This window comes from Janthinobacterium sp. Bl 1 (assembly GCF_058215535.1).
This window is the reverse complement of sequence record NZ_CM177086.1, coordinates 2,925,670-2,943,285: the sequence shown is the minus strand read 5'-3', so window position 1 is coordinate 2,943,285 and position 17,616 is coordinate 2,925,670. Positions and strand designations below refer to the sequence as shown.

16 protein-coding genes are annotated in these 17,616 nt (G+C 61.7%); 1 reads left to right on the top strand and 15 read right to left on the bottom strand.

The genetic code is table 11. From position 1 onward, the window contains the following. Positions 1-77: 77 nt before the first annotated feature. The 4 genes from AC4BCN_RS13410 to ppsA form a co-directional block, all read right to left on the bottom strand. A complete protein-coding gene (locus tag AC4BCN_RS13410) occupies positions 78-1,022 on the bottom strand; it encodes an SPFH domain-containing protein (protein ID WP_034752220.1) in 945 nt (314 codons plus the stop codon). 15 nt (positions 1,023-1,037) lie between these two features. Further along, on the bottom strand, positions 1,038-1,454 hold the full coding sequence (locus tag AC4BCN_RS13405; RefSeq protein ID WP_034752222.1) for an NfeD family protein: 417 nt from the start codon (positions 1,452-1,454) through the stop codon (positions 1,038-1,040). Positions 1,455-1,631: 177 nt separating this feature from the next. Beyond that, positions 1,632-2,129, bottom strand: a complete 498-nt coding sequence (locus AC4BCN_RS13400) for a Dps family protein (RefSeq protein ID WP_046684974.1) — start codon at positions 2,127-2,129, stop codon at positions 1,632-1,634. Between the two features lie 146 nt (positions 2,130-2,275). Further along, positions 2,276-4,708, bottom strand: a complete 2,433-nt coding sequence (gene ppsA, locus AC4BCN_RS13395) for a phosphoenolpyruvate synthase (protein WP_034752367.1) — start codon at positions 4,706-4,708, stop codon at positions 2,276-2,278. 152 nt (positions 4,709-4,860) lie between these two features. Between ppsA and ppsR the strand changes: the two genes are divergently transcribed. Next, positions 4,861-5,709, top strand: coding sequence for a posphoenolpyruvate synthetase regulatory kinase/phosphorylase PpsR (gene ppsR / locus AC4BCN_RS13390; protein ID WP_034752226.1), 849 nt, complete (start codon positions 4,861-4,863; stop codon positions 5,707-5,709). A gap of 38 nt (positions 5,710-5,747) precedes the next feature. Here ppsR and AC4BCN_RS13385 read toward each other — a convergent pair whose 3' ends face one another. The 11 genes from AC4BCN_RS13385 to ispC form a co-directional block, all read right to left on the bottom strand. Further along, the gene (locus AC4BCN_RS13385; protein ID WP_490493511.1) at positions 5,748-6,950 is read right to left on the bottom strand and encodes an aminotransferase class V-fold PLP-dependent enzyme; all 1,203 of its coding nucleotides are present in this window, start codon (positions 6,948-6,950) and stop codon (positions 5,748-5,750) included. 11 nt (positions 6,951-6,961) lie between these two features. Beyond that, positions 6,962-7,747, bottom strand: a complete 786-nt coding sequence (locus AC4BCN_RS13380) for a TrmH family RNA methyltransferase (RefSeq protein ID WP_139092756.1) — start codon at positions 7,745-7,747, stop codon at positions 6,962-6,964. Further along, on the bottom strand, positions 7,744-8,382 hold the full coding sequence (rnhB, locus tag AC4BCN_RS13375) for a ribonuclease HII (protein WP_139092755.1): 639 nt from the start codon (positions 8,380-8,382) through the stop codon (positions 7,744-7,746). The genes AC4BCN_RS13380 and rnhB overlap by 4 nt, the downstream gene beginning before the upstream one ends. 37 nt (positions 8,383-8,419) lie before the next feature. Continuing rightward, positions 8,420-9,604, bottom strand: a complete 1,185-nt coding sequence (gene lpxB / locus AC4BCN_RS13370; RefSeq protein ID WP_490493510.1) for a lipid-A-disaccharide synthase — start codon at positions 9,602-9,604, stop codon at positions 8,420-8,422. Then, complete coding sequence (lpxA, locus tag AC4BCN_RS13365; protein ID WP_485879831.1) at positions 9,588-10,379, bottom strand: acyl-ACP--UDP-N-acetylglucosamine O-acyltransferase; 792 nt, start codon at positions 10,377-10,379, stop codon at positions 9,588-9,590. Before lpxA ends, lpxB begins: the two co-directional genes overlap by 17 nt. Before the next feature lies 1 nt (position 10,380). After that, on the bottom strand, positions 10,381-10,875 hold the full coding sequence (gene fabZ / locus AC4BCN_RS13360) for a 3-hydroxyacyl-ACP dehydratase FabZ (RefSeq protein WP_034752234.1): 495 nt from the start codon (positions 10,873-10,875) through the stop codon (positions 10,381-10,383). Beyond that, a complete protein-coding gene (gene lpxD, locus AC4BCN_RS13355) occupies positions 10,872-11,927 on the bottom strand; it encodes a UDP-3-O-(3-hydroxymyristoyl)glucosamine N-acyltransferase (RefSeq protein WP_490493509.1) in 1,056 nt (351 codons plus the stop codon). Before lpxD ends, fabZ begins: the two co-directional genes overlap by 4 nt. Before the next feature lie 149 nt (positions 11,928-12,076). After that, on the bottom strand, positions 12,077-12,595 hold the full coding sequence (locus tag AC4BCN_RS13350) for an OmpH/Skp family outer membrane protein (protein ID WP_046684967.1): 519 nt from the start codon (positions 12,593-12,595) through the stop codon (positions 12,077-12,079). 52 nt (positions 12,596-12,647) lie between these two features. Next, positions 12,648-14,984 (bottom strand): outer membrane protein assembly factor BamA, encoded by a 2,337-nt coding sequence (gene bamA / locus AC4BCN_RS13345; protein WP_139092751.1) that lies wholly within the window; start codon positions 14,982-14,984, stop codon positions 12,648-12,650. A gap of 83 nt (positions 14,985-15,067) precedes the next feature. Then, a complete protein-coding gene (gene rseP, locus AC4BCN_RS13340) occupies positions 15,068-16,429 on the bottom strand; it encodes an RIP metalloprotease RseP (protein ID WP_490493508.1) in 1,362 nt (453 codons plus the stop codon). Continuing rightward, positions 16,426-17,610: a 1-deoxy-D-xylulose-5-phosphate reductoisomerase gene (ispC, locus tag AC4BCN_RS13335; protein WP_490493507.1), complete on the bottom strand. Its 1,185-nt coding sequence runs from the start codon at positions 17,608-17,610 to the stop codon at positions 16,426-16,428. The genes rseP and ispC overlap by 4 nt, the downstream gene beginning before the upstream one ends. Positions 17,611-17,616: the final 6 nt, after the last annotated feature.

Sequence of the window (17,616 nt, the reverse complement as noted above, 5' to 3'; positions counted from 1 at the left end):
CGCAAATGAAAACTGCCCGCTATACAGCGGGCAGTATTGACAGCAAACTTGCTACCATTGACCCGGTCAGCAGGCAATCAGGGAATAGCCACGCCGCCTTTCGGCTTCTGCGTTTTCACCACCTGCATCGCCGTGGCGATCAAACCGCTCATATCACCGAGATTGGCCGGCACGATAATCGAGTTATTCGTTTTCGCCAATTGCGCGAAGGCGCCCACATACTGCTCGGCTACTTTCAGATTGACGGCATCTTCGCCGCCCGGCTCGCGGATGGCGGCCCCCACCTGGCGCAGCGCCTCGGCGCTGGCCTGCGCCAGCGCGACGATGGCCGTGGCCTGGCCTTCGGCGCGGTTGATCGATGCCTGCTTTTCGCCTTCGGAGCGGGCGATGGCCGCTTCGCGCTCGCCGCTGGCGATATTAATCTGCTCCTGCTTGCGCCCTTCCGACGCGGCAATCAGCGCGCGCTTTTCGCGCTCGGCCGTAATCTGCGCCTGCATCGCATGCAAGATTTCCTTGGGCGGCGTCAAATCCTTGATTTCATAGCGCAATACCTTAACGCCCCAATTCGCCGCCGATTCATCGATGGCATTCACGATGGCCGTATTGATATGGTCGCGTTCTTCAAATGTCTTGTCGAGTTCCATTTTACCGATCACCGAGCGCAAGGTCGTTTGCGCCAGTTGCGTAATGGCGGCAATATAATTCGACGAACCATAGGAAGCCCGCATGGCATCGGTAATCTGGAAATACAGAATGCCATCGACCTGCAATTGCGTATTGTCGCGCGTAATGCACACCTGCGGCGGCACATCGAGTGGAATTTCCTTGAGCACATGCTTGTAAGCGATACGGTCAACAAAAGGCACGACAATATTCAGGCCAGGACCCAATACCGCGTGGAACTTGCCCAGGCGTTCCACCACCCAGGCATGCTGCTGCGGCACGACATTGACCGTCTTGAAGACAAATACCAACGCCAGCAATAACAAGATCAGCGATACGCTTCCGATGCTTACTTCCATAATCTATTCTCCAGGTTATCCAACTATCAAACGGCTGCCACGCACGGCACGTATGGTGTAATGACCGGCCTGCGTATCGCTGCCGGGTATCAGTTCCACATCCCACAAGGCGCCGCGATACATGACGCGCGCCGCGCCATCGACCCAATGCGCGACCGCCACGCTTTGGCCGATATCGAGATTCACATTCGGATCCTGCGCCGCATCGCGCCGCGCCGCCTTGCCAAAACGGCTGCGCCGCAATAACAGCGTGGCCGCCACGCCGACAATCGCGGCCGTCAGGGCCTGCCAGCTGCCATTTCCGCCCGCCAGCGCCACCAATCCTCCGGCACTGACGCCGATGGCGATCATCAGCAAATAAAACGTGCCTGTAAACAGCTCCAGGATCAATACCGCGCCAGCCGCTACAAACCAGCCCACCCATTCAGCCATGATGCCTCCATCTTTGTGAATCCGAAAATAAAAAACCCCGCAGCCTATATAAGCGACGGGGTTTAATGCGCTGTACTGCCTGATATTATTCTTGCCAAACACCTATATACAAGCAGTCTAACGCAATTCCGGATGGCGTCAATAGCCAGGGGCGAATTAGCGCCGCCAGTAGGGGATTTATTCCTCGAGCAGGCTGCGCAGCATCCACGCCGTCTTCTCATGCAAATCGAGGCGCTGCGTAATCAGGTCGGCCGTCGGCTGGTCATTGGCTTTTTCCAGCAGCGGGAACAGGCGGCGCGCCGTGCGCGCGGTCGCTTCCTGTGCCGACACCAGATGGCTGACCATCTCCAGCGCCGGCGGCACACCGTCGATTTCCTTGATCGAAGCGAGCTTGACGAATTCCTTGTAGGTGCCCGGCGCCGGGTAGCCGAGGGCGCGGATGCGCTCGGCGATCAGGTCCAGCGCGGCCCACTGCTCCGTGTATTGCGTCATGAACATCAGGTGCAGGGTGTTGAACATCGGCCCCTTGACGTTCCAGTGAAAATTATGGGTCATCAGGTACAAGGTGTAGCTGTCGGCCAGCAGGCCGGACAGGCCTTCCGCAATCTTCGCGCGGTCCGCCTCGGAAATGCCGATGTCGATCTTTGCAACTTTGCTCGGTTTCTTGCTTGCCATGTGAACTCCCGTTTCAATGTATTGGTGGAATCATTTTAGCTGATCTGGCGCAAGCCCATCGGATACTGCCGTGCGCCGCATGGCAGGCGTAAAAAAACCCGCTGCCGGGTGAGCGGCAGCGGGTTTTCAGACGGCGATAAAGATGCTTACGCTTTCAGCGCAGCGAGCTTTTGCCAGGTATCGATCACCGAGTCGGGATTCAGGGACATCGATTCGATGCCCTGCTCCATCAGCCAGACGGCGAAGTCAGGGTGGTCCGAAGGACCCTGGCCGCAAATGCCGATGTACTTGCCGCGTGCCAGGCAAGCCTTGATGGCCAGGGCCAGCAGGGCTTTCACGGCAGGGTCGCGCTCGTCGAAGTCGGCGGCCAGCAATTCCATGCCGGAATCGCGGTCCAGGCCCAGGGTCAGCTGGGTCAGGTCGTTCGAACCGATCGAGAAGCCATCGAAATGGTCGAGGAACTGGTCGGCCAGGATGGCGTTCGACGGTACTTCGCACATCATGATGACGCGCAAGTCGTTCTCGCCGCGCTTCAGGCCATTCTTTGCCAGCAGGTCGATGACTTTCTCGGCCTGGCCCAGGGTACGTACGAATGGCACCATGATTTCCACGTTCGTCAGGCCCATGTCGTTACGCACGCGCTTCATCGCTTCGCATTCCATGTTGAACGCTTCGGAGAAGTCGGCCGACAGGTAGCGCGCCGCGCCGCGGAAGCCCAGCATCGGGTTTTCCTCGTCCGGCTCGTAACGCGAACCGCCGATCAGCTTCTTGTACTCGTTCGACTTGAAGTCGGACAGGCGCACGATGACTTTTTTCGGCCAGAACGCGGCGGCGATGGTGGCGATGCCTTCGGCCAGCTTGTCGATGTAGAACGCTTTCGGCGAAGCGTGGCCGCGCGCCACCGATTCCACGGCCTTTTTCAGGTCGGCATCGATGTTCGGGTACTCGAGGATCGCGCGCGGATGCACACCAATATTGTTATTGATGATGAATTCCAGGCGCGCCAGGCCCACGCCCGCATTCGGCACGGACTGGAAGTCGAACGCCAGCTGCGGATTGCCCACGTTGAGCATGATCTTGGTGTCGAGCTTCGGCAATTCGCCGCGCGATACTTCCGACACTTCCGTTTCCAGCAAGCCATCGTAGATCTTGCCTTCGTCGCCTTCGGAGCACACGACGGTGACGAACGTGCCGTCTTTCAGCACGTCGGTCGCGTCGCCGCAGCCGACGACGGCCGGCACGCCGAGTTCACGGGCAATAATTGCAGCGTGGCAAGTACGGCCGCCACGGTTGGTGACGATGGCCGATGCGCGCTTCATGACCGGTTCCCAGTTCGGGTCCGTCATGTCGGCAACGAGCACGTCGCCTGGCTGCACACGCTCCATGTCGGCCGGGTCGTGAATCACGCGCACAGGGCCGGCGCCGATCTTCTGGCCGATGGCGCGGCCGGACGTCAGCACGGTGCCCGTGCTTTTCAGCTTGAAGCGCTCCTGCACGTCGGTCGCCTTTTGCTGCGACTTGACGGTTTCAGGACGCGCTTGCAGGATGTACAGCTTGCCGTCGCGGCCATCCTTGCCCCACTCGATGTCCATCGGACGGCCGTAGTGGTTCTCGATGATGACGGCGTATTTGGCCAGCTCCACCACTTCGCTGTCGTTCAGCGAGTAGCGGTTGCGCATTTCGACGGGCACGTCGACGGTTTTCACGGAACGGCCAGCTTTCGCTTCGTTCGTGAATTCCATCTTCAGCAGCTTCGAGCCGATATTGCGGCGGATCACAGGCGACTTGCCTTTTTCCAGCATCGGCTTGTGCACATAGAATTCGTCGGGATTGACGGCGCCCTGCACCACGGTTTCACCGAGGCCATAGCTGGAGGTGACGAAGACCACATCCTTGAAGCCCGATTCCGTGTCGATGGTGAACATCACGCCGGCCGCACCCAGGTCGGAACGCACCATGCGCTGCACGCCGGCCGACAATGCCACTTCAGCGTGCGTAAAGCCTTTATGTACGCGATACGAGATGGCGCGGTCGTTATACAGCGACGCGAACACCTGTTTCATGGCCTCGAGCACGTTGTCGATGCCGACCACGTTCAGGAAGGTTTCTTGCTGACCAGCAAAAGACGCGTCCGGCAAGTCTTCCGCCGTGGCGGAGGAGCGCACGGCAAACGACATTTCCGTGTCGGAGTCGGCCACCAGCTTGGCGTAGAACTGGTCGATTTCAGCGGCCAGGCGTGGCTGGAATGGCGTTTCCACGATCCATTGACGGATCTCGGCACCGGCTTGCGCCAGCGAACGCACGTCATCGATATTCAGCCCTTCGAGGCGCTGGGCGATGCGTTCGGCCAGCGGCAAGCCGCCGTTGGCGCTATACGACAGGAAATCGCGGAATGCCTGCGCCGTGGTGGCAAAGCCACCGGGCACGCGCACGCCGGCTTCCGCCAGCTGGCTGATCATTTCGCCCAGGGAGGCGTTCTTGCCGCCGACGGATTCGACATCCGTCATGCGCAAATGCTCGAACGAGGCAACATACACCGCGTCCTTGTCTTCCTGCTGTTGCGATACTGCGTTGGTCATAATGACACCCTTACTGATGATAGAAATCTTTACGCGCGGCGCACAGACAGTCTTCTTGTTATTCTTGGCGTCGTGCAGCACAATCATACCGTTGCAGCCATTTTACCTTGTGCGGCGCAAATTGACGACGCACAATCTTGATCCGAAAACCCATGACACAAGAACCACGCCCTCCTCTGCCCTCCGCGGCCCGCACCGTCTTCTTCGTTTCCGACGGCACCGGCATCACCGCCGAGACGTTCGGCCACTCGGTGCTGACGCAGTTCGATCTGCGCTTCCGCCAGATCCGCCTGCCCTTCATCGACACCATGGACAAGGCCCATGAGGCGGCGCGCAAGATCAACGAGGCGTTTGCCAGCGACGGCCAGCGTCCGATCATTTTCTCCACCCTGGTGAAGAACGACCTGTCGGCCGTGATCCGCAAATCCAGCGGCATGCACATGGACCTGATCCAGACCTTTGTCGCCCCGCTGGAGCAGGAACTGGGCGTCATGTCGACCCATACCATCGGCCGCTCGCACAACATCGTCGACAGCGAGGAATACAAGAACCGCATCGAGGCGATCAACTATTCGCTGGCGCACGACGACGGCCAGTCGCATAAGAACCTGTCATCGGCCGATGTCATTCTGGTGGGTGTTTCGCGCTCTGGCAAGACCCCGACCAGCCTGTATCTGGCCATGCAATACGGGATCAAGGCGGCCAATTATCCGCTGATTCCCGACGATTTCGAGCGCGACAAGCTGCCGTCGGCCCTGCTGGAATTTAAGAATAAAATTTTCGGATTGAGCATTACGCCCGAACGTTTGTCGGAAATACGCAACGAAAGACGCGCTGGCAGCAAGTATGCGGCCATCGAAAATTGCCGTTACGAGGTCAACGAGGCGGAAAAAATGATGAAACGCGAGGGAATACGCTGGCTGTCGTCGACCACCAAGTCGATCGAGGAAATCTCCACGACGATCCTGCAGGAAATCAAACCGAACCGCCGCGAATACTGAGAAAAACACCTGACCAAACCTACTGCGCTTCGGTTTTGTCAGGTGGTCACCTCGCTGGAGAGCACCGTCAGCGCGGCGACCAGCTGATCGAGTTCACTGGTGGTGGTCGTGATGGCGACCGTGGCGCGCACGACATCGGTATCGCCGATATTGCGCTGCACGGTAAAGACGCCGAAGCGCTGCAGCAAGGCTTGCTGCAGATCGCGCGCGCTCATGCCGTCGACGGCAAAGGCGACCAGCGCCGTGCCGCGCCTCGCATCGAGCGGCGACAACATGCGCACGCCGGGCAGTTGCGCGGCGCGACTGACCCAGTAATCGCGCAGCCAGGCCAGGCGTTCGTTCTTGGCCGGCGTGCCGCCCAGGCACGCATGGAAATCCAACGCGGCAGGCGCGGCCAGGATGGCGCCGATCGGCGGCATGCCCATGTGCAAGCGGCTACGGATATCGTCCAGCGGATAATCATCGTCGCCATAGTGCGGCTCGATCTTGTGCAGCTGCGATGCGCAGATATACACGACACCGAGTCCCGCCGGCGCCCCCAGCCATTTGTGCAGATTGAAACCGGCGAAATCGACGCCCATGGCCTGCACGTCCACGTCGACCTGCCCCAGCGCATGGGCGCTGTCGAGCAGCACGTCGATGCCGTGTTCGCGCGCCAGCGCCATGATGTCCTTGAGCGGTAGTTGTTGACCATTGGCCGGCGCCACCTGCGACAGCAGCAGCAACTTGGGCTTGACGGCCTGGCGCATGGCTTGCGCGTAACGGGCGACGATCTCGTCATCGCTGACGGGCAAACTCAGTGTGACTTGCGTGCTGGTGACGCCACGACGCTGCGCCAGCCAGCGCATGGCCGTGCGCATCGCCGGATAATCGAGATTACTCCATAGAACCGTATCGCCGGGCGCCAGGCCATGGTATTGCGTGATCAGGACCTGCATGGACTCGGTGCCGCTACGGGTCAGCAGGATCTCGTGCGGCTGCGCGCCGATCAGCGCGGCGACGCGCTGGCGCAGAATGTCCACATGCGTGCGCGTGAACTCGCCGCGCACGAAAGGACTCAGTTGCTCGTTGGTGTAGCGCACGGCCTGCTCGAACGCCGCTTGCACGGGCGCGGCCATGGCGCCGAAATAGCCATGTTCGAGATTGACGATGGCGTCCGGCGGCGCGGGATAAAACGCGGCCACCTGGCGCCACCAGGCCTCATCACGTACAGCACCGTCGGCAAGCAGAGGAAAAGACATGGCTACCCTGTTCAGGACCGGCCCTGGCGCAGCTGCTCGAAGAAGCAGACGGCGGCGCAGGCGGCCACGTTCAGCGATTCAATCTGGCCCAGGTGCGGAATGACCACCTGGTGCGTCGCCATCGACAGCAGGTCGTCGGCCACGCCCTGCCCTTCATGGCCGAACAGCCAGGCGACGGGCTGGCGCAGGTCGACGTCATACAGCTGCTTCGTGGCGTAGCCGCTGGTGGCCAGGGTCGCCACCTTGGCGCCCGCAACCAGCGCGGCCAGATCGACGTTTTCAAAGATGTCGAGCACGAAGTGCGCGCCCATGGCCGCGCGCAGCACCTTCGGCGACCAGCAGAAGGCCGTGCCGGCGCTGCAGTAGACCTGCGTGATGCCGGCGGCGGCCGCGCTGCGCAAAATCGACCCCACGTTGCCCGGGTCTTGCAGGTTATCGAGCAGCACGGCCGACACGCTCAGCGGTTGCGTAACGGCCCGTTCCGGCGTCTCGATGAGGAACATCACGCCCACGCCATGTTCGACCTGGCTCACGGCGTTGTACAGCGCGTCGGGCAAACCCAGTACATGCGCGCGCTGGCTTTCCAGCTGGCCGACGATCTCCGCCACTTCCGGGTTCTGCAAGGCACTTTCGCTGACGATGCACTGCTCCGGCATGCCGCGCAGCTGCAGATACGACTGGCACAGGTGCACGCCGTCGAGCAGGGTCCGGCCCGACTTGCGGCGCGCCTGCGAACTGCCCGCCAGTTTCAGCAAATCCTTGTATTGCGCATTGTCGCGCGAAGTGATCGTCTTCATGCCGCCACCTCCTGCCCGCCAAACAGGGCGATCACGTTGCGCACGGGCGCGAACGAGCGGCGGTGTACGGGCGAGGCGCCGTGCAGGTGCAGGCGCTCCAGGTGCAATTTGGTGCCATAACCCTTGTGCTGATCGAAGCAGTATTCGGGATAGGCCGCATGCAGGTGCACGAGGGCCGCGTCGCGCGCCGTCTTGGCCAGGATCGAGGCGGCGGAAATCGAATCGACCTTGTCGTCGCCACCGACGATGGCCATGCCGCGTATCGGCATCACGGGGCAGCGGTTGCCGTCGATCAGGGCCAGGGTCGGCACGGTCGCCAGGGCCTCGACGGCGCGGCGCATGGCCAGCATCGACGCCTGCAAGATGTTCAGGCGGTCGATCTCTTCTTCCGACGCTTCGGCGATGGCCCAGGCCAGGGCCTTGGCCTTGATCTGCGGTGCCAGCAGGTCGCGTTTCGCTTCGCTGAGTTTTTTCGAATCGCGCAAGCCGTCGATGGGCTGGTGCGGGTCGAGGATCACGGCGGCGGCGAACACGGGGCCGGCCAGCGGACCGCGGCCTGCCTCGTCGACGCCGCAGATGATTTCATCGAGCGAGAATGGCAAGTCGTCAAACAGGCCGGGATAGATATTTTTCACGTTGAATCTTTGGTAGGAACTGCGATTGAAACGGTGCTTACTTGCGGTGTGCGGCGATGACCTGCATGACGGCATTCGCACTTTCCTGCGCGCTGTCGCGCAGCAGGCTGTGATGCATGTCCGTGAAGCGCTGCACCAGGCGCAAACGGCCCGGCACGTCGCTCAGCTGTCGCCACATGGCCTCGGCCAGCGCTTCGGGGTTGGCCGCGTTTTGCAGCAGCTCGGGCACCAGGTAGTCGCGCGCCAGGATGTTGGGCAAACCGATCCATGGCTGGTAGCCCATGTGGCGCATGATTTCCCACGAGGCGCGCATCATCTTGTAGGCGATGACCATGGGCTTCTTGTACAGCGCCACTTCCAGCGACGCCGTGCCGGAGGCCACCAGCACGGCATCGGCGGCGCAGATGGCCGTGTGCGAGCCGCCGTCCGTGAGCAAAATCTCGACGTCCTGCAAGCCCGCTTCCGCTATCAATTGCAGGAAGTACTGGCGCTGCTTTTCGCCGGCCATGGGCGCAACGAAACGCAGGGAGCGGTCGCGCGCCAGCAGCAGCTTGCAGGCGCCGACAAAGGCCACGGTATTGTATTTGAGTTCGCCCATGCGACTGCCCGGCATCAGGGTCACGACATTCGCGTCTTCGGGCAAACCCAGGGTGCGCCGCGCGGCCGCTTCATCGGGCTGCAAGGGAATCATCTCGGCCAGCGGATGGCCGACATAGGTGACGGGCACGCCCGCCTTGCGATAGATATCCTCCTCGAATGGGAAGATCACCAACATGTGCGAGACGGCCTTGATGATTTTTTTGATGCGGCCACCGCGCCAGGCCCAGATCTGCGGCCCGATGTAATGCACGGTGGGGATGCCGCCTTCCTTGAGCTGCTGTTCCAGTCCCAGGTTAAAACCCGGATAGTCCGCGCCGATGAAGACGGCGGGACGCTCGGCCAGCAGCTGGTCGCGCAGCGCGTTCTGGATGCCCTTGATCTCGCGGTAGCGGGGAATGATCTCGAACAGGCCGCGCACGGTCAGCTTGTCGAGCGGCCAGTCGGAAACAAAACCCTGCCTGGCCATGTGCTCGCCGCCTATGCCGTGGAAGCGCGCGCCGGGCAGCTGCGGCACGAGGCCTGACAGCAGCCGGCTGGCCAGCAGGTCGCCCGACACCTCGCCGGCGACGATGGCGACATTGGCGACCGGCAGGCCGCTGGAATGGTCAGCGGACGATGCCACGCGACGCCACGCCAAGGAATTCGCGCATGGCGCGAATGTGTTCCGCCACCTCGGGCGCCGCTGCCGTCTCTTCTTCGAACAGAGCTGCCTTGGATTCTTCCAGGGTCAGTCCCGAGCGGTAGATGAGTTTATACGCGGTGCGGATACCGTTGATCTGCTCGCGCGTAAAGCCGCGGCGTTTCAAGCCTTCGATATTGACGCCATGGGCCTGCGCCGGGTTGCCGTTCAACAGGACGAACGGTGGCACGTCCTGCGTCAGGCTGGTGCTCATGCCGACAAAGGCGTGCGCGCCGATCTTGCAGAACTGGTGCACATTGGCGAAGCCGCTCATGATGACCCAGTCGCCGATTTCCACGTGGCCCGCCAGCTGCGCGTTGTTCGAAAAAATCGTGTTGTTGCCCACCAGGCAGTCGTGCGCCAGGTGCACATACGCCGAGATCCAGTTGTCGTTGCCCAGGCGTGTGACGCCGCCGCCCTGCACGGTGCCCGTGTTGAAGGTGCAGAATTCGCGGATGGTGTTGCGGTCGCCGATTTCCAGGCGCGTCGCCTCGCCCGCCCATTTTTTATCCTGCGGCTGCGCGCCGATGGAGGAAAACTGGAACAGGTGGTTGTCGCTGCCGATCGTCGTGTGGCCATCGATGACCACGTGCGGGCCAACCTTGGTGCCAGCGCCGATGCGCACGTGCGGACCGATGATGGTGTACGGACCCACCTCGACCGAGCTGTCGAGCTCGGCCTTCGGATCGATGACTGCCGTGGAGTGGATGGCCGCCATGTTACTGCCCCGCTGGCTGGCTCGCAGACTGGCTGGCATCTTGCGCGCTGCGGATGGTGCACATCAGTTCCGCTTCCACCGCCAGCTTGCCGTCAACCGTACCAACGGCCTTGTATTTCCAGATGCCGCGCGAGACGCGCAGGATTTCCACATCCATCTTCAGCTGGTCGCCCGGTTCAACAGGACGCTTGAAGCGCGCATTGTCGATGCCGACGAAGTACACGACCGAATTTTCGTCCGGTTTCACGCCCATCGACAGGAACGACAGCAGGGCCGCCGTCTGCGCCAGCGCTTCGATCATCAGCACGCCAGGCATGACCGGCTTGTGCGGGAAATGCCCCTGGAAGAACTCTTCGTTGACCGTCACGTTCTTGATGGCGGTGATGGTTTTATCCGCTTCCCAGTCCAGCACGCGGTCGACCAGCAGCAGCGGGTAGCGGTGCGGCAGCAGCGATTTGATGGCGAGGATGTCGAGGGTCTTTTTTTCAGTAGTCATTTTTCGTCTTGCGTGGTCAGTGTTTTAATTGTTTTTTCAAGCGCGCGGATTTTCTCGCGCATGCTTGACAGGTTGCGCACGATGGCGGCGCTCTTTTCCCAGTCGGCGTTCTTGGCCAGCGGATAGAAGCCCGTGTACTGGCCCGGCTCCGCGATCGAACGCGAGACCATGCTGCCCGAGCCCACGTGGACGCGGTCGGCGATGGTCAGGTGGCCCAGCACCATGGCGGCGCCGCCAAAGGTGCAGTACTTGCCGATGATGGCGCTGCCCGCCACGCCGACGCAGCCAGCCATGGCCGTGTGCGCGCCGATATGGCAGTTGTGGCCGATCTGGATCTGGTTATCGAGCTTGACGCCATCTTCAATGATGGTGTCGGCCAGTGCGCCGCGGTCGATGGTGGTGTTGGCGCCGATATCGACATCGTCACCGATCACCACCCTGCCCGTCTGCGGAATCTTGATATACACGCCGCCTTCGTTGGCGAAGCCGAATCCGTCGGTGCCGATCACGGCGCCCGAATGGATGATGCCGCGCTGGCCGATCACGCAGCGCGCGTGGAAAGTCACGTTGGCGAACAGCTGGGTACCGGCGCCGATGACGGCGTCGCGCCCCACCACGCAGCCGGCACCGATCACGCAGCCGGCACCGATCACGGCGCCCGCTTCGATCACGGCGCGCGGCCCGACCGAGGCAGTGGCGTCGACCTGCGCGCTGGCATCGACGATGGCGCTGGCATGGATACCCACGGGCGCCTTGATCTCGGCCAGGGCGGCGAAGTACTGCGCCGCGCGCGCGAAATACACATAGGGGTTCGGAGTGACGATGCGCGCGCCGGCGTAGTCGCCGCCGATCAGCGCGTCGTCGGCCGGCGTTAGTATCAGCGCGCAAGCGCCGCTCTGGGCCGCCTGTGCGCGGAATTTGCTATTGCTGAGAAAGCTGATGTGCGAAGCGCCGGCGTCGGCCAGCGGTGCGATCCCTGAAACTTCCAGGTTAGGATCGCCCGTCAACTGCCCGCCGAAGCGTTCGACCAAGTCACCTAGTCGAGTGCCCATCTATAGACCCTTATAAAAACGCCTGACTATGCCTACTGCGCGGCGCGATTTGCGGTCTCCGATGCTCACTGTGCTCCAGCACAGTTCCGCTTCTCAACCACAACTCACATCCGCTCGCTACGGCACTGCCAGGCTTGAAACCGTTTCGATTACTTGTCCAGCGCCTTCAAAACCTTGTCGGTGATGTCGATGCGCGGGCTGGCCCACAGGGCTTCCTGCAGAACGATGTCATATCCTTCGATATGCGCCATCTGCTGGATGATGGTGTTGGCTTTTTCCGCGATGGCGCTGCGCTCTTCGTTCGTGCGCTGGCTCAGGTCTTCGCGGAACTCGCGCTGGCGGCGCTGCAATTCCTTGTCCAGCTCGAAAAACTCGCGCTGGCGCTTGGCGCGCTCCGCCTCGCTCAGGGTCGGCATGTCCTTTTCCAGGGCTTCATTGGCCACCTTGAAGCGGGCCGCCAGTTCCTGCACGGCTTTTTCGCGCGAGCGGAACTCTTCGGCCAGCTTGGCGCTGGCCAGCTTGGCCAGCCTCGATTCGTTATAAATACGTTCGCTGCTGATCCAGGCGATCTTCGACTCCTGAGCCTGCGCCTGCACCGGCAACAGCGAACTCCAGCACAATGCGATCACGGCAAGGGTCTTGGGCAGGGTAGCGGATGCGGTGTTCATGATACTCCATGGTCAAAAAGTAAAAGCTGTCGCCCCGGTTCAGATGGCCCGGTCAGAAACCGGTGCCCATCTGGAACTGGAAGCGCTCCAGGCGGTCCGTCGGCTTGGCGTTCAGCGGCTTGGCATAGCTCAGCTTGAGCGGGCCCACCGGTGAAATCCAGCTGATGCCCAGGCCAGCAGAATAGCGCAATTGCGACAGACGCATTTTTTCGCCTTCCTGGTAGACCTGGCCGCCGTCAAGGAAACCGAACCAGCGCAAGCTGCGGTCATTGCCCGAACCAGGGAATGGCATCTGCAGTTCCGCGTTACCGATCAGGCGCGAAGCACCGCCCAAGGCATCGTTGGTGCTCGGTTCGACCGCGCCCAACGAGGAACTCAGGTAGCCGCGCACCGAACCGATGCCGCCGCCGTAGAAGTTCTTGAAGACCGGATACACGTGCTTGCCGATGCCGTGGCCGTAATCGAGCTCGCCCTTCAGCGCCAGGGTGACCTTGCTGAACAGCGGACGGAAATACTGGTGCTCATAAATGGCACGGAAGTATTTCTGGTCGCCGATCAGGTCAGCCTCCAGGTTGACGCGCTGGTAGCGGCCGATCGATGGCGTCAGGGCGCTGTCGCGGCTGTCGCGCTGCCATGCCGCCGTCAGCGGGATGGAGTTCGTCGTGGCCGAACCGATACCGTCGGACGGGCCGCCATTGTCGACCACGTACTGCTTGAAGCGGATCGGGCTGGTGACATCGGTTTCGATGCGCGAACGCTCGGCGCCGATGCCGAAGAAGACGGTGTCGACTTCCGAGAACGGCACGCCGAAACTGACGCGGCCACCGGTCTGCTTGATCTTGTAGCTGCCGATGTTCAGCGCCGGCGGTTCCGTCGTACGCAGGTAGACTTCAAAGCTGCGCGAAATGCCATCGTCCGTGTAGTACGGATTGGTCTGCGAAAACGCGATCGTGCGGCTGTAATGGCTGGTATTGAGTTCGATGCCGACCGTGTTGCCGCTACCGGCGAAGTTGGCTTGCGAAATCGATGCCGACAGGGTGAACTTCTCCGATTGCGAGAAGGCGCCGCCGATCAGGAAGTTACCGGTTGGTTTTTCCACCACCGTCACGTTGACGTCGACCTGGTCGGTCGTGCCCTGCGCTTCCGGCGTGTCGATGGTCACGTCCTTGAAGTAGCCGAGGCGGTCGACACGGTCGCGCGACAGCTTGATCTTGTTGCTGTCGTACCAGGACGATTCGAACTGGCGGAATTCACGGCGGATGACTTCATCGCGCGTGGTCGTATTGCCGGCGATATTCATGTGGCGCACGTACACGCGCTTGCCCGGATCGATGAAGAAGGTAAAGCCGACTTCATGCTTTTCGCGGTTGATCTCGGGATTGGCGTTGACGTTGGCAAACGCGTAGCCGAACGTGGCCAGGCGGTCCTGGATACGCTTGTTCGTGGCAGTCAGGCGGGCGCCCGAGTAGATTTCGCCTTCGCGCATCAGGTTCAGCGCTTTGAGCTCTTCTTCTCGGCCGAACATCTCGCCTTCGAACTTGGTGCCGGCGATCTTGTACTTTTCACCTTCGGTGATGTTGATCGTCAGGTAGATATCTTTTTTATCAGGCGTGATCGACACTTGCGTCGAGTCGACCTGCATCTCGATATAGCCGCGGTCCAGGTAGTAGGACTTGAGCGACTCGATGTCCCCCGTCAGCTTGGTCTTCGAATATTGATCGGCCTTGGTGTACCAGCTGAACCAGCCGCCCGTGTTCAGGGCCAGCTGCTCGCGCAGTTCCTTGTCGGTGAAGGCCTTGTTGCCGACGATGTTGATCTGCTTGATGCGGGCCACGTCGCCCTCGTCGACGGCGAACACCACGTTGACGCGGTTACGCTCGATCGGCGTGACGGTGGTGGTGATCTTCACGCCGTACAGGCCATGCGACAGGTACTGGCGCTTGAGCTCCTGTTCCGCGCGGTCGACGGACGCCTTGTCGAAAATCTTGGCTTCACCGACGCCGATTTCCTTCAGCGCCTTGACCAGCACGTCCTTTTCAAATTCCTTGGTACCGGTAAACTCCACGGTCGCGATGGCCGGACGTTCCTCGACCAGCACCACCAGCACGTCGCCGTCGGCTTCCAGGCGCACATCCTTGAACATGCCCGTCGCATACAGGGCCTTGATTGCGGCAACGCTCTTCTCGTCGGAGAACGTTTCGCCGACCCGCACCGGCAGGTAGGCAAACACGGTGCCCGCTTCAGTACGCTGGATCCCTTCGACCCGGATGTCCTTGACAGTAAATGGCTGGACGGCCAGCGCGTGGCCGGAACAGAAAGCCATGACGGCGGCGCCGATCAGGCTGCGGCGAAAGGAAGGCAAGGCAAAACGAGCAGAATGTAATTTCATTGGGGTTATTCAATGGGTAAATCAATGGACAACATACACAAAAGATTGCTTGTGCGACTCACGCAATGGCATCAACCACCGCCCTAATTCAGCAATCGCAACACGTCATTAAAGACGGCAAGCACCATCAAGGTCAGCAACAAACCGATCCCCAGGCGCTGGGCAATCTCGCCTACGCGCTCCGGCAAGGGGCGTCCGGTCAAAACTTCCAGCGAATAATACAGCAAATGCCCGCCATCCAGAACAGGAATGGGTAGCAAATTCATCACGCCCAGACTGATACTGATGAAGGCGATGAAGCTCAGGTAGCTTACCAGGCCGATGCGCGCCGTCTGGCCCGCGTAATCGGCAATGGTAATGGGCCCCGTCACATTCTTCAGCGACACCTGGCCGGTGACCATTTTGCCCAGCATTTTCAGGCTCATGACACTGGTATCCCAGACCTTGGCGGACGCCTTGCCCACGGCAGAGAACGGTCCCGATGCCACGGTGATCATATCCGGCACCTGTCCCAGCTTTGCTTGTATCTTACCAACTGTTACAGCTCCCTCTGCCCCTGCGCCCGGCACGGCATCCGGCGTAATGGACAGGGTCAGGTCCTGCCCCTGGCGCAAGAGTTGCAATTGCAAGGTCCGGCCCGGCGCCTGGCTCAGGGTGGCGATGACGGCAGCCACGTCGTGCACGGGCTGGTCGTCGATGGCGAGAATCTGGTCGTTTTTCTGCAGGCCGGCGCGCGCGGCGGCGCCATCGGGCATGATTTCCATCAGTGTGGGCGCGGAACGGGCCAGGGTCAGGCCCAGCTTGCCCAGCACGTCGCCTTCCAGGTCCGTCTCCGTCAGGCTGGCCGTCGGCAACGTCGCTTCCTGCTGGCCACGGTCTGGACGGCGCACTTCGATGCGCGCCGGCTGTTTGTCGAGCGTGGCCTGGATCAGTTCCCAGCGCAGCTCGGACCAGCTGGCCACGGCCTTGCCGTTGACCGTTTCAACGGTATCGCCGCTGCGCAGGCCGGCCGCATAGGCGGCAGTCTGTTCGGCCACGGGGCCGAGCTTGCTCGACGGCTCTTCGATGCCATACATGAACAGGCCCGCGTACAGCACGATGGCGACGAGGAAATTGGCCAGCGGGCCGGCGGCCACGATGGCGATGCGGCGCCACACGCTCTGGCGCGTGAATTCGCGGCGCAATTCGCTTTCCGGCAAGTCGCTGAGGTCTTGCGCGCGGCTGTCGAGCATGCTGACATAACCGCCCAGCGGCAGCGCGGAAATCGCCCATTCCGTCTGGTCCTTGCCAAACTTGCGCGAATACACCACTTTTCCCATGCCGATCGAGAAACGCAGCACCTTCACGCCGCACCAGCGCGCCACCAGGTAGTGGCCCAGCTCATGCAAGGTAATCAGTGAACCCAGCGCAACAATGAACGCCAGCAATGTCGTAATCAAGGTCATGCAGCCAGCCTTTGCGCGATGTATGCTTGCGCGACCACTCTGGCCAGGCGGTCCTGCTCCATCACGGCTTCGATGCTGGAAGCGGCGCCGTGCGGCACCGTCTCGATCACGTGCGCGATGACCCGGTCGATCTGGCGGAAGCCGATCTGCTCGTCAAGAAACGCTTGCACGGCCACTTCATTGGCTGCATTCAGCAAAGCCGGCGCCGTGCCGCCCGCGCGCAAGGCATCAAAGGCCAGCGCCAGGCAAGGGAAACGGCGGAAATCGGGACGTTCGAACTGCAGTGTGGCCACTTGGGCCAGGTCCAGCTGCGCCACGCCCGAAGCGATGCGCTGCGGATACGCGAGCGCATGGGCGATCGGCGTGCGCATGTCCGGATTGCCCAGCTGGGCCAGCACGGAACCGTCGATGTAGGAGACCATCGAATGGATCACGCTTTGCGGGTGGATCAGCACTTCGATCTGGTCCGCTGGCGCGCCAAACAGCCAGTGCGCCTCGATCACTTCCAAGCCCTTGTTCATCATGGTGGCCGAATCGACGGAAATCTTGCGTCCCATGGCCCAGGTCGGATGCTTGCACGCCTGGTCCGGCGTGACCGTGTCGAGCGTCTCGACGTCGCGCGTGAGGAAGGGACCGCCCGACGCCGTCAGCACGATTTTCGCCACGCCCGCGGCGCCTGGTGCGCGGCCATGGGCGTGCGGCATGCATTGGAAGATGGCGTTGTGTTCGCTGTCGATCGGCAGCAGCACGGCGCCGTTGTCATGCACGGCATCGATGAACAGCTGGCCGGACATGACCAGCGCCTCTTTATTGGCCAGCAATACCTTCTTGCCAGCACGCGCCGCCGCCAGGGTCGGCGCCAGGCCGGCCGCGCCGACGATGGCCGCCATCACGCCCGTCACTTGCGGTGCGCTGGCGATGGCGCACAATGCCTCCACGCCATACTCGACTTCGGTAGACACGCCCTGCCCGCGCAGCAAGCGCGTCAGTTCAAGAGCGGCATCCGCCGTGCCGACGACGGCGCGCTGGGGACGAAATTGCAAACACTGGGCGGCCAGTTCGGCCACGCGGCTGTGCGCACTCAGCGCATACACGCTGTATTGCTCGGGATGACGCGCGAGCACGTCCAGGGTGGACACGCCGATCGAGCCGGTCGCGCCAAGGATAGTGATGTATTGCATGTGTTT

Coding starts and splice junctions, on each gene's coding strand:
- AC4BCN_RS13410 (WP_034752220.1), bottom strand. CDS start 1,022: ATGGAAGTAAGCATCGGAAGCGTATCGCTGATCTTGTTATTGCTGGCG.
- AC4BCN_RS13405 (WP_034752222.1), bottom strand. CDS start 1,454: ATGGCTGAATGGGTGGGCTGGTTTGTAGCGGCTGGCGCGGTATTGATC.
- AC4BCN_RS13400 (WP_046684974.1), bottom strand. CDS start 2,129: ATGGCAAGCAAGAAACCGAGCAAAGTTGCAAAGATCGACATCGGCATT.
- ppsA (WP_034752367.1), bottom strand. CDS start 4,708: ATGACCAACGCAGTATCGCAACAGCAGGAAGACAAGGACGCGGTGTAT.
- ppsR (WP_034752226.1), top strand. CDS start 4,861: ATGACACAAGAACCACGCCCTCCTCTGCCCTCCGCGGCCCGCACCGTC.
- AC4BCN_RS13385 (WP_490493511.1), bottom strand. CDS start 6,950: ATGTCTTTTCCTCTGCTTGCCGACGGTGCTGTACGTGATGAGGCCTGG.
- AC4BCN_RS13380 (WP_139092756.1), bottom strand. CDS start 7,747: ATGAAGACGATCACTTCGCGCGACAATGCGCAATACAAGGATTTGCTG.
- lpxA (WP_485879831.1), bottom strand. CDS start 10,379: ATGGCGGCCATCCACTCCACGGCAGTCATCGATCCGAAGGCCGAGCTC.
- fabZ (WP_034752234.1), bottom strand. CDS start 10,875: ATGACTACTGAAAAAAAGACCCTCGACATCCTCGCCATCAAATCGCTG.
- lpxD (WP_490493509.1), bottom strand. CDS start 11,927: ATGGGCACTCGACTAGGTGACTTGGTCGAACGCTTCGGCGGGCAGTTG.
- AC4BCN_RS13350 (WP_046684967.1), bottom strand. CDS start 12,595: ATGAACACCGCATCCGCTACCCTGCCCAAGACCCTTGCCGTGATCGCA.
- bamA (WP_139092751.1), bottom strand. CDS start 14,984: ATGAAATTACATTCTGCTCGTTTTGCCTTGCCTTCCTTTCGCCGCAGC.
- rseP (WP_490493508.1), bottom strand. CDS start 16,429: ATGACCTTGATTACGACATTGCTGGCGTTCATTGTTGCGCTGGGTTCA.
- ispC (WP_490493507.1), bottom strand. CDS start 17,610: ATGCAATACATCACTATCCTTGGCGCGACCGGCTCGATCGGCGTGTCC.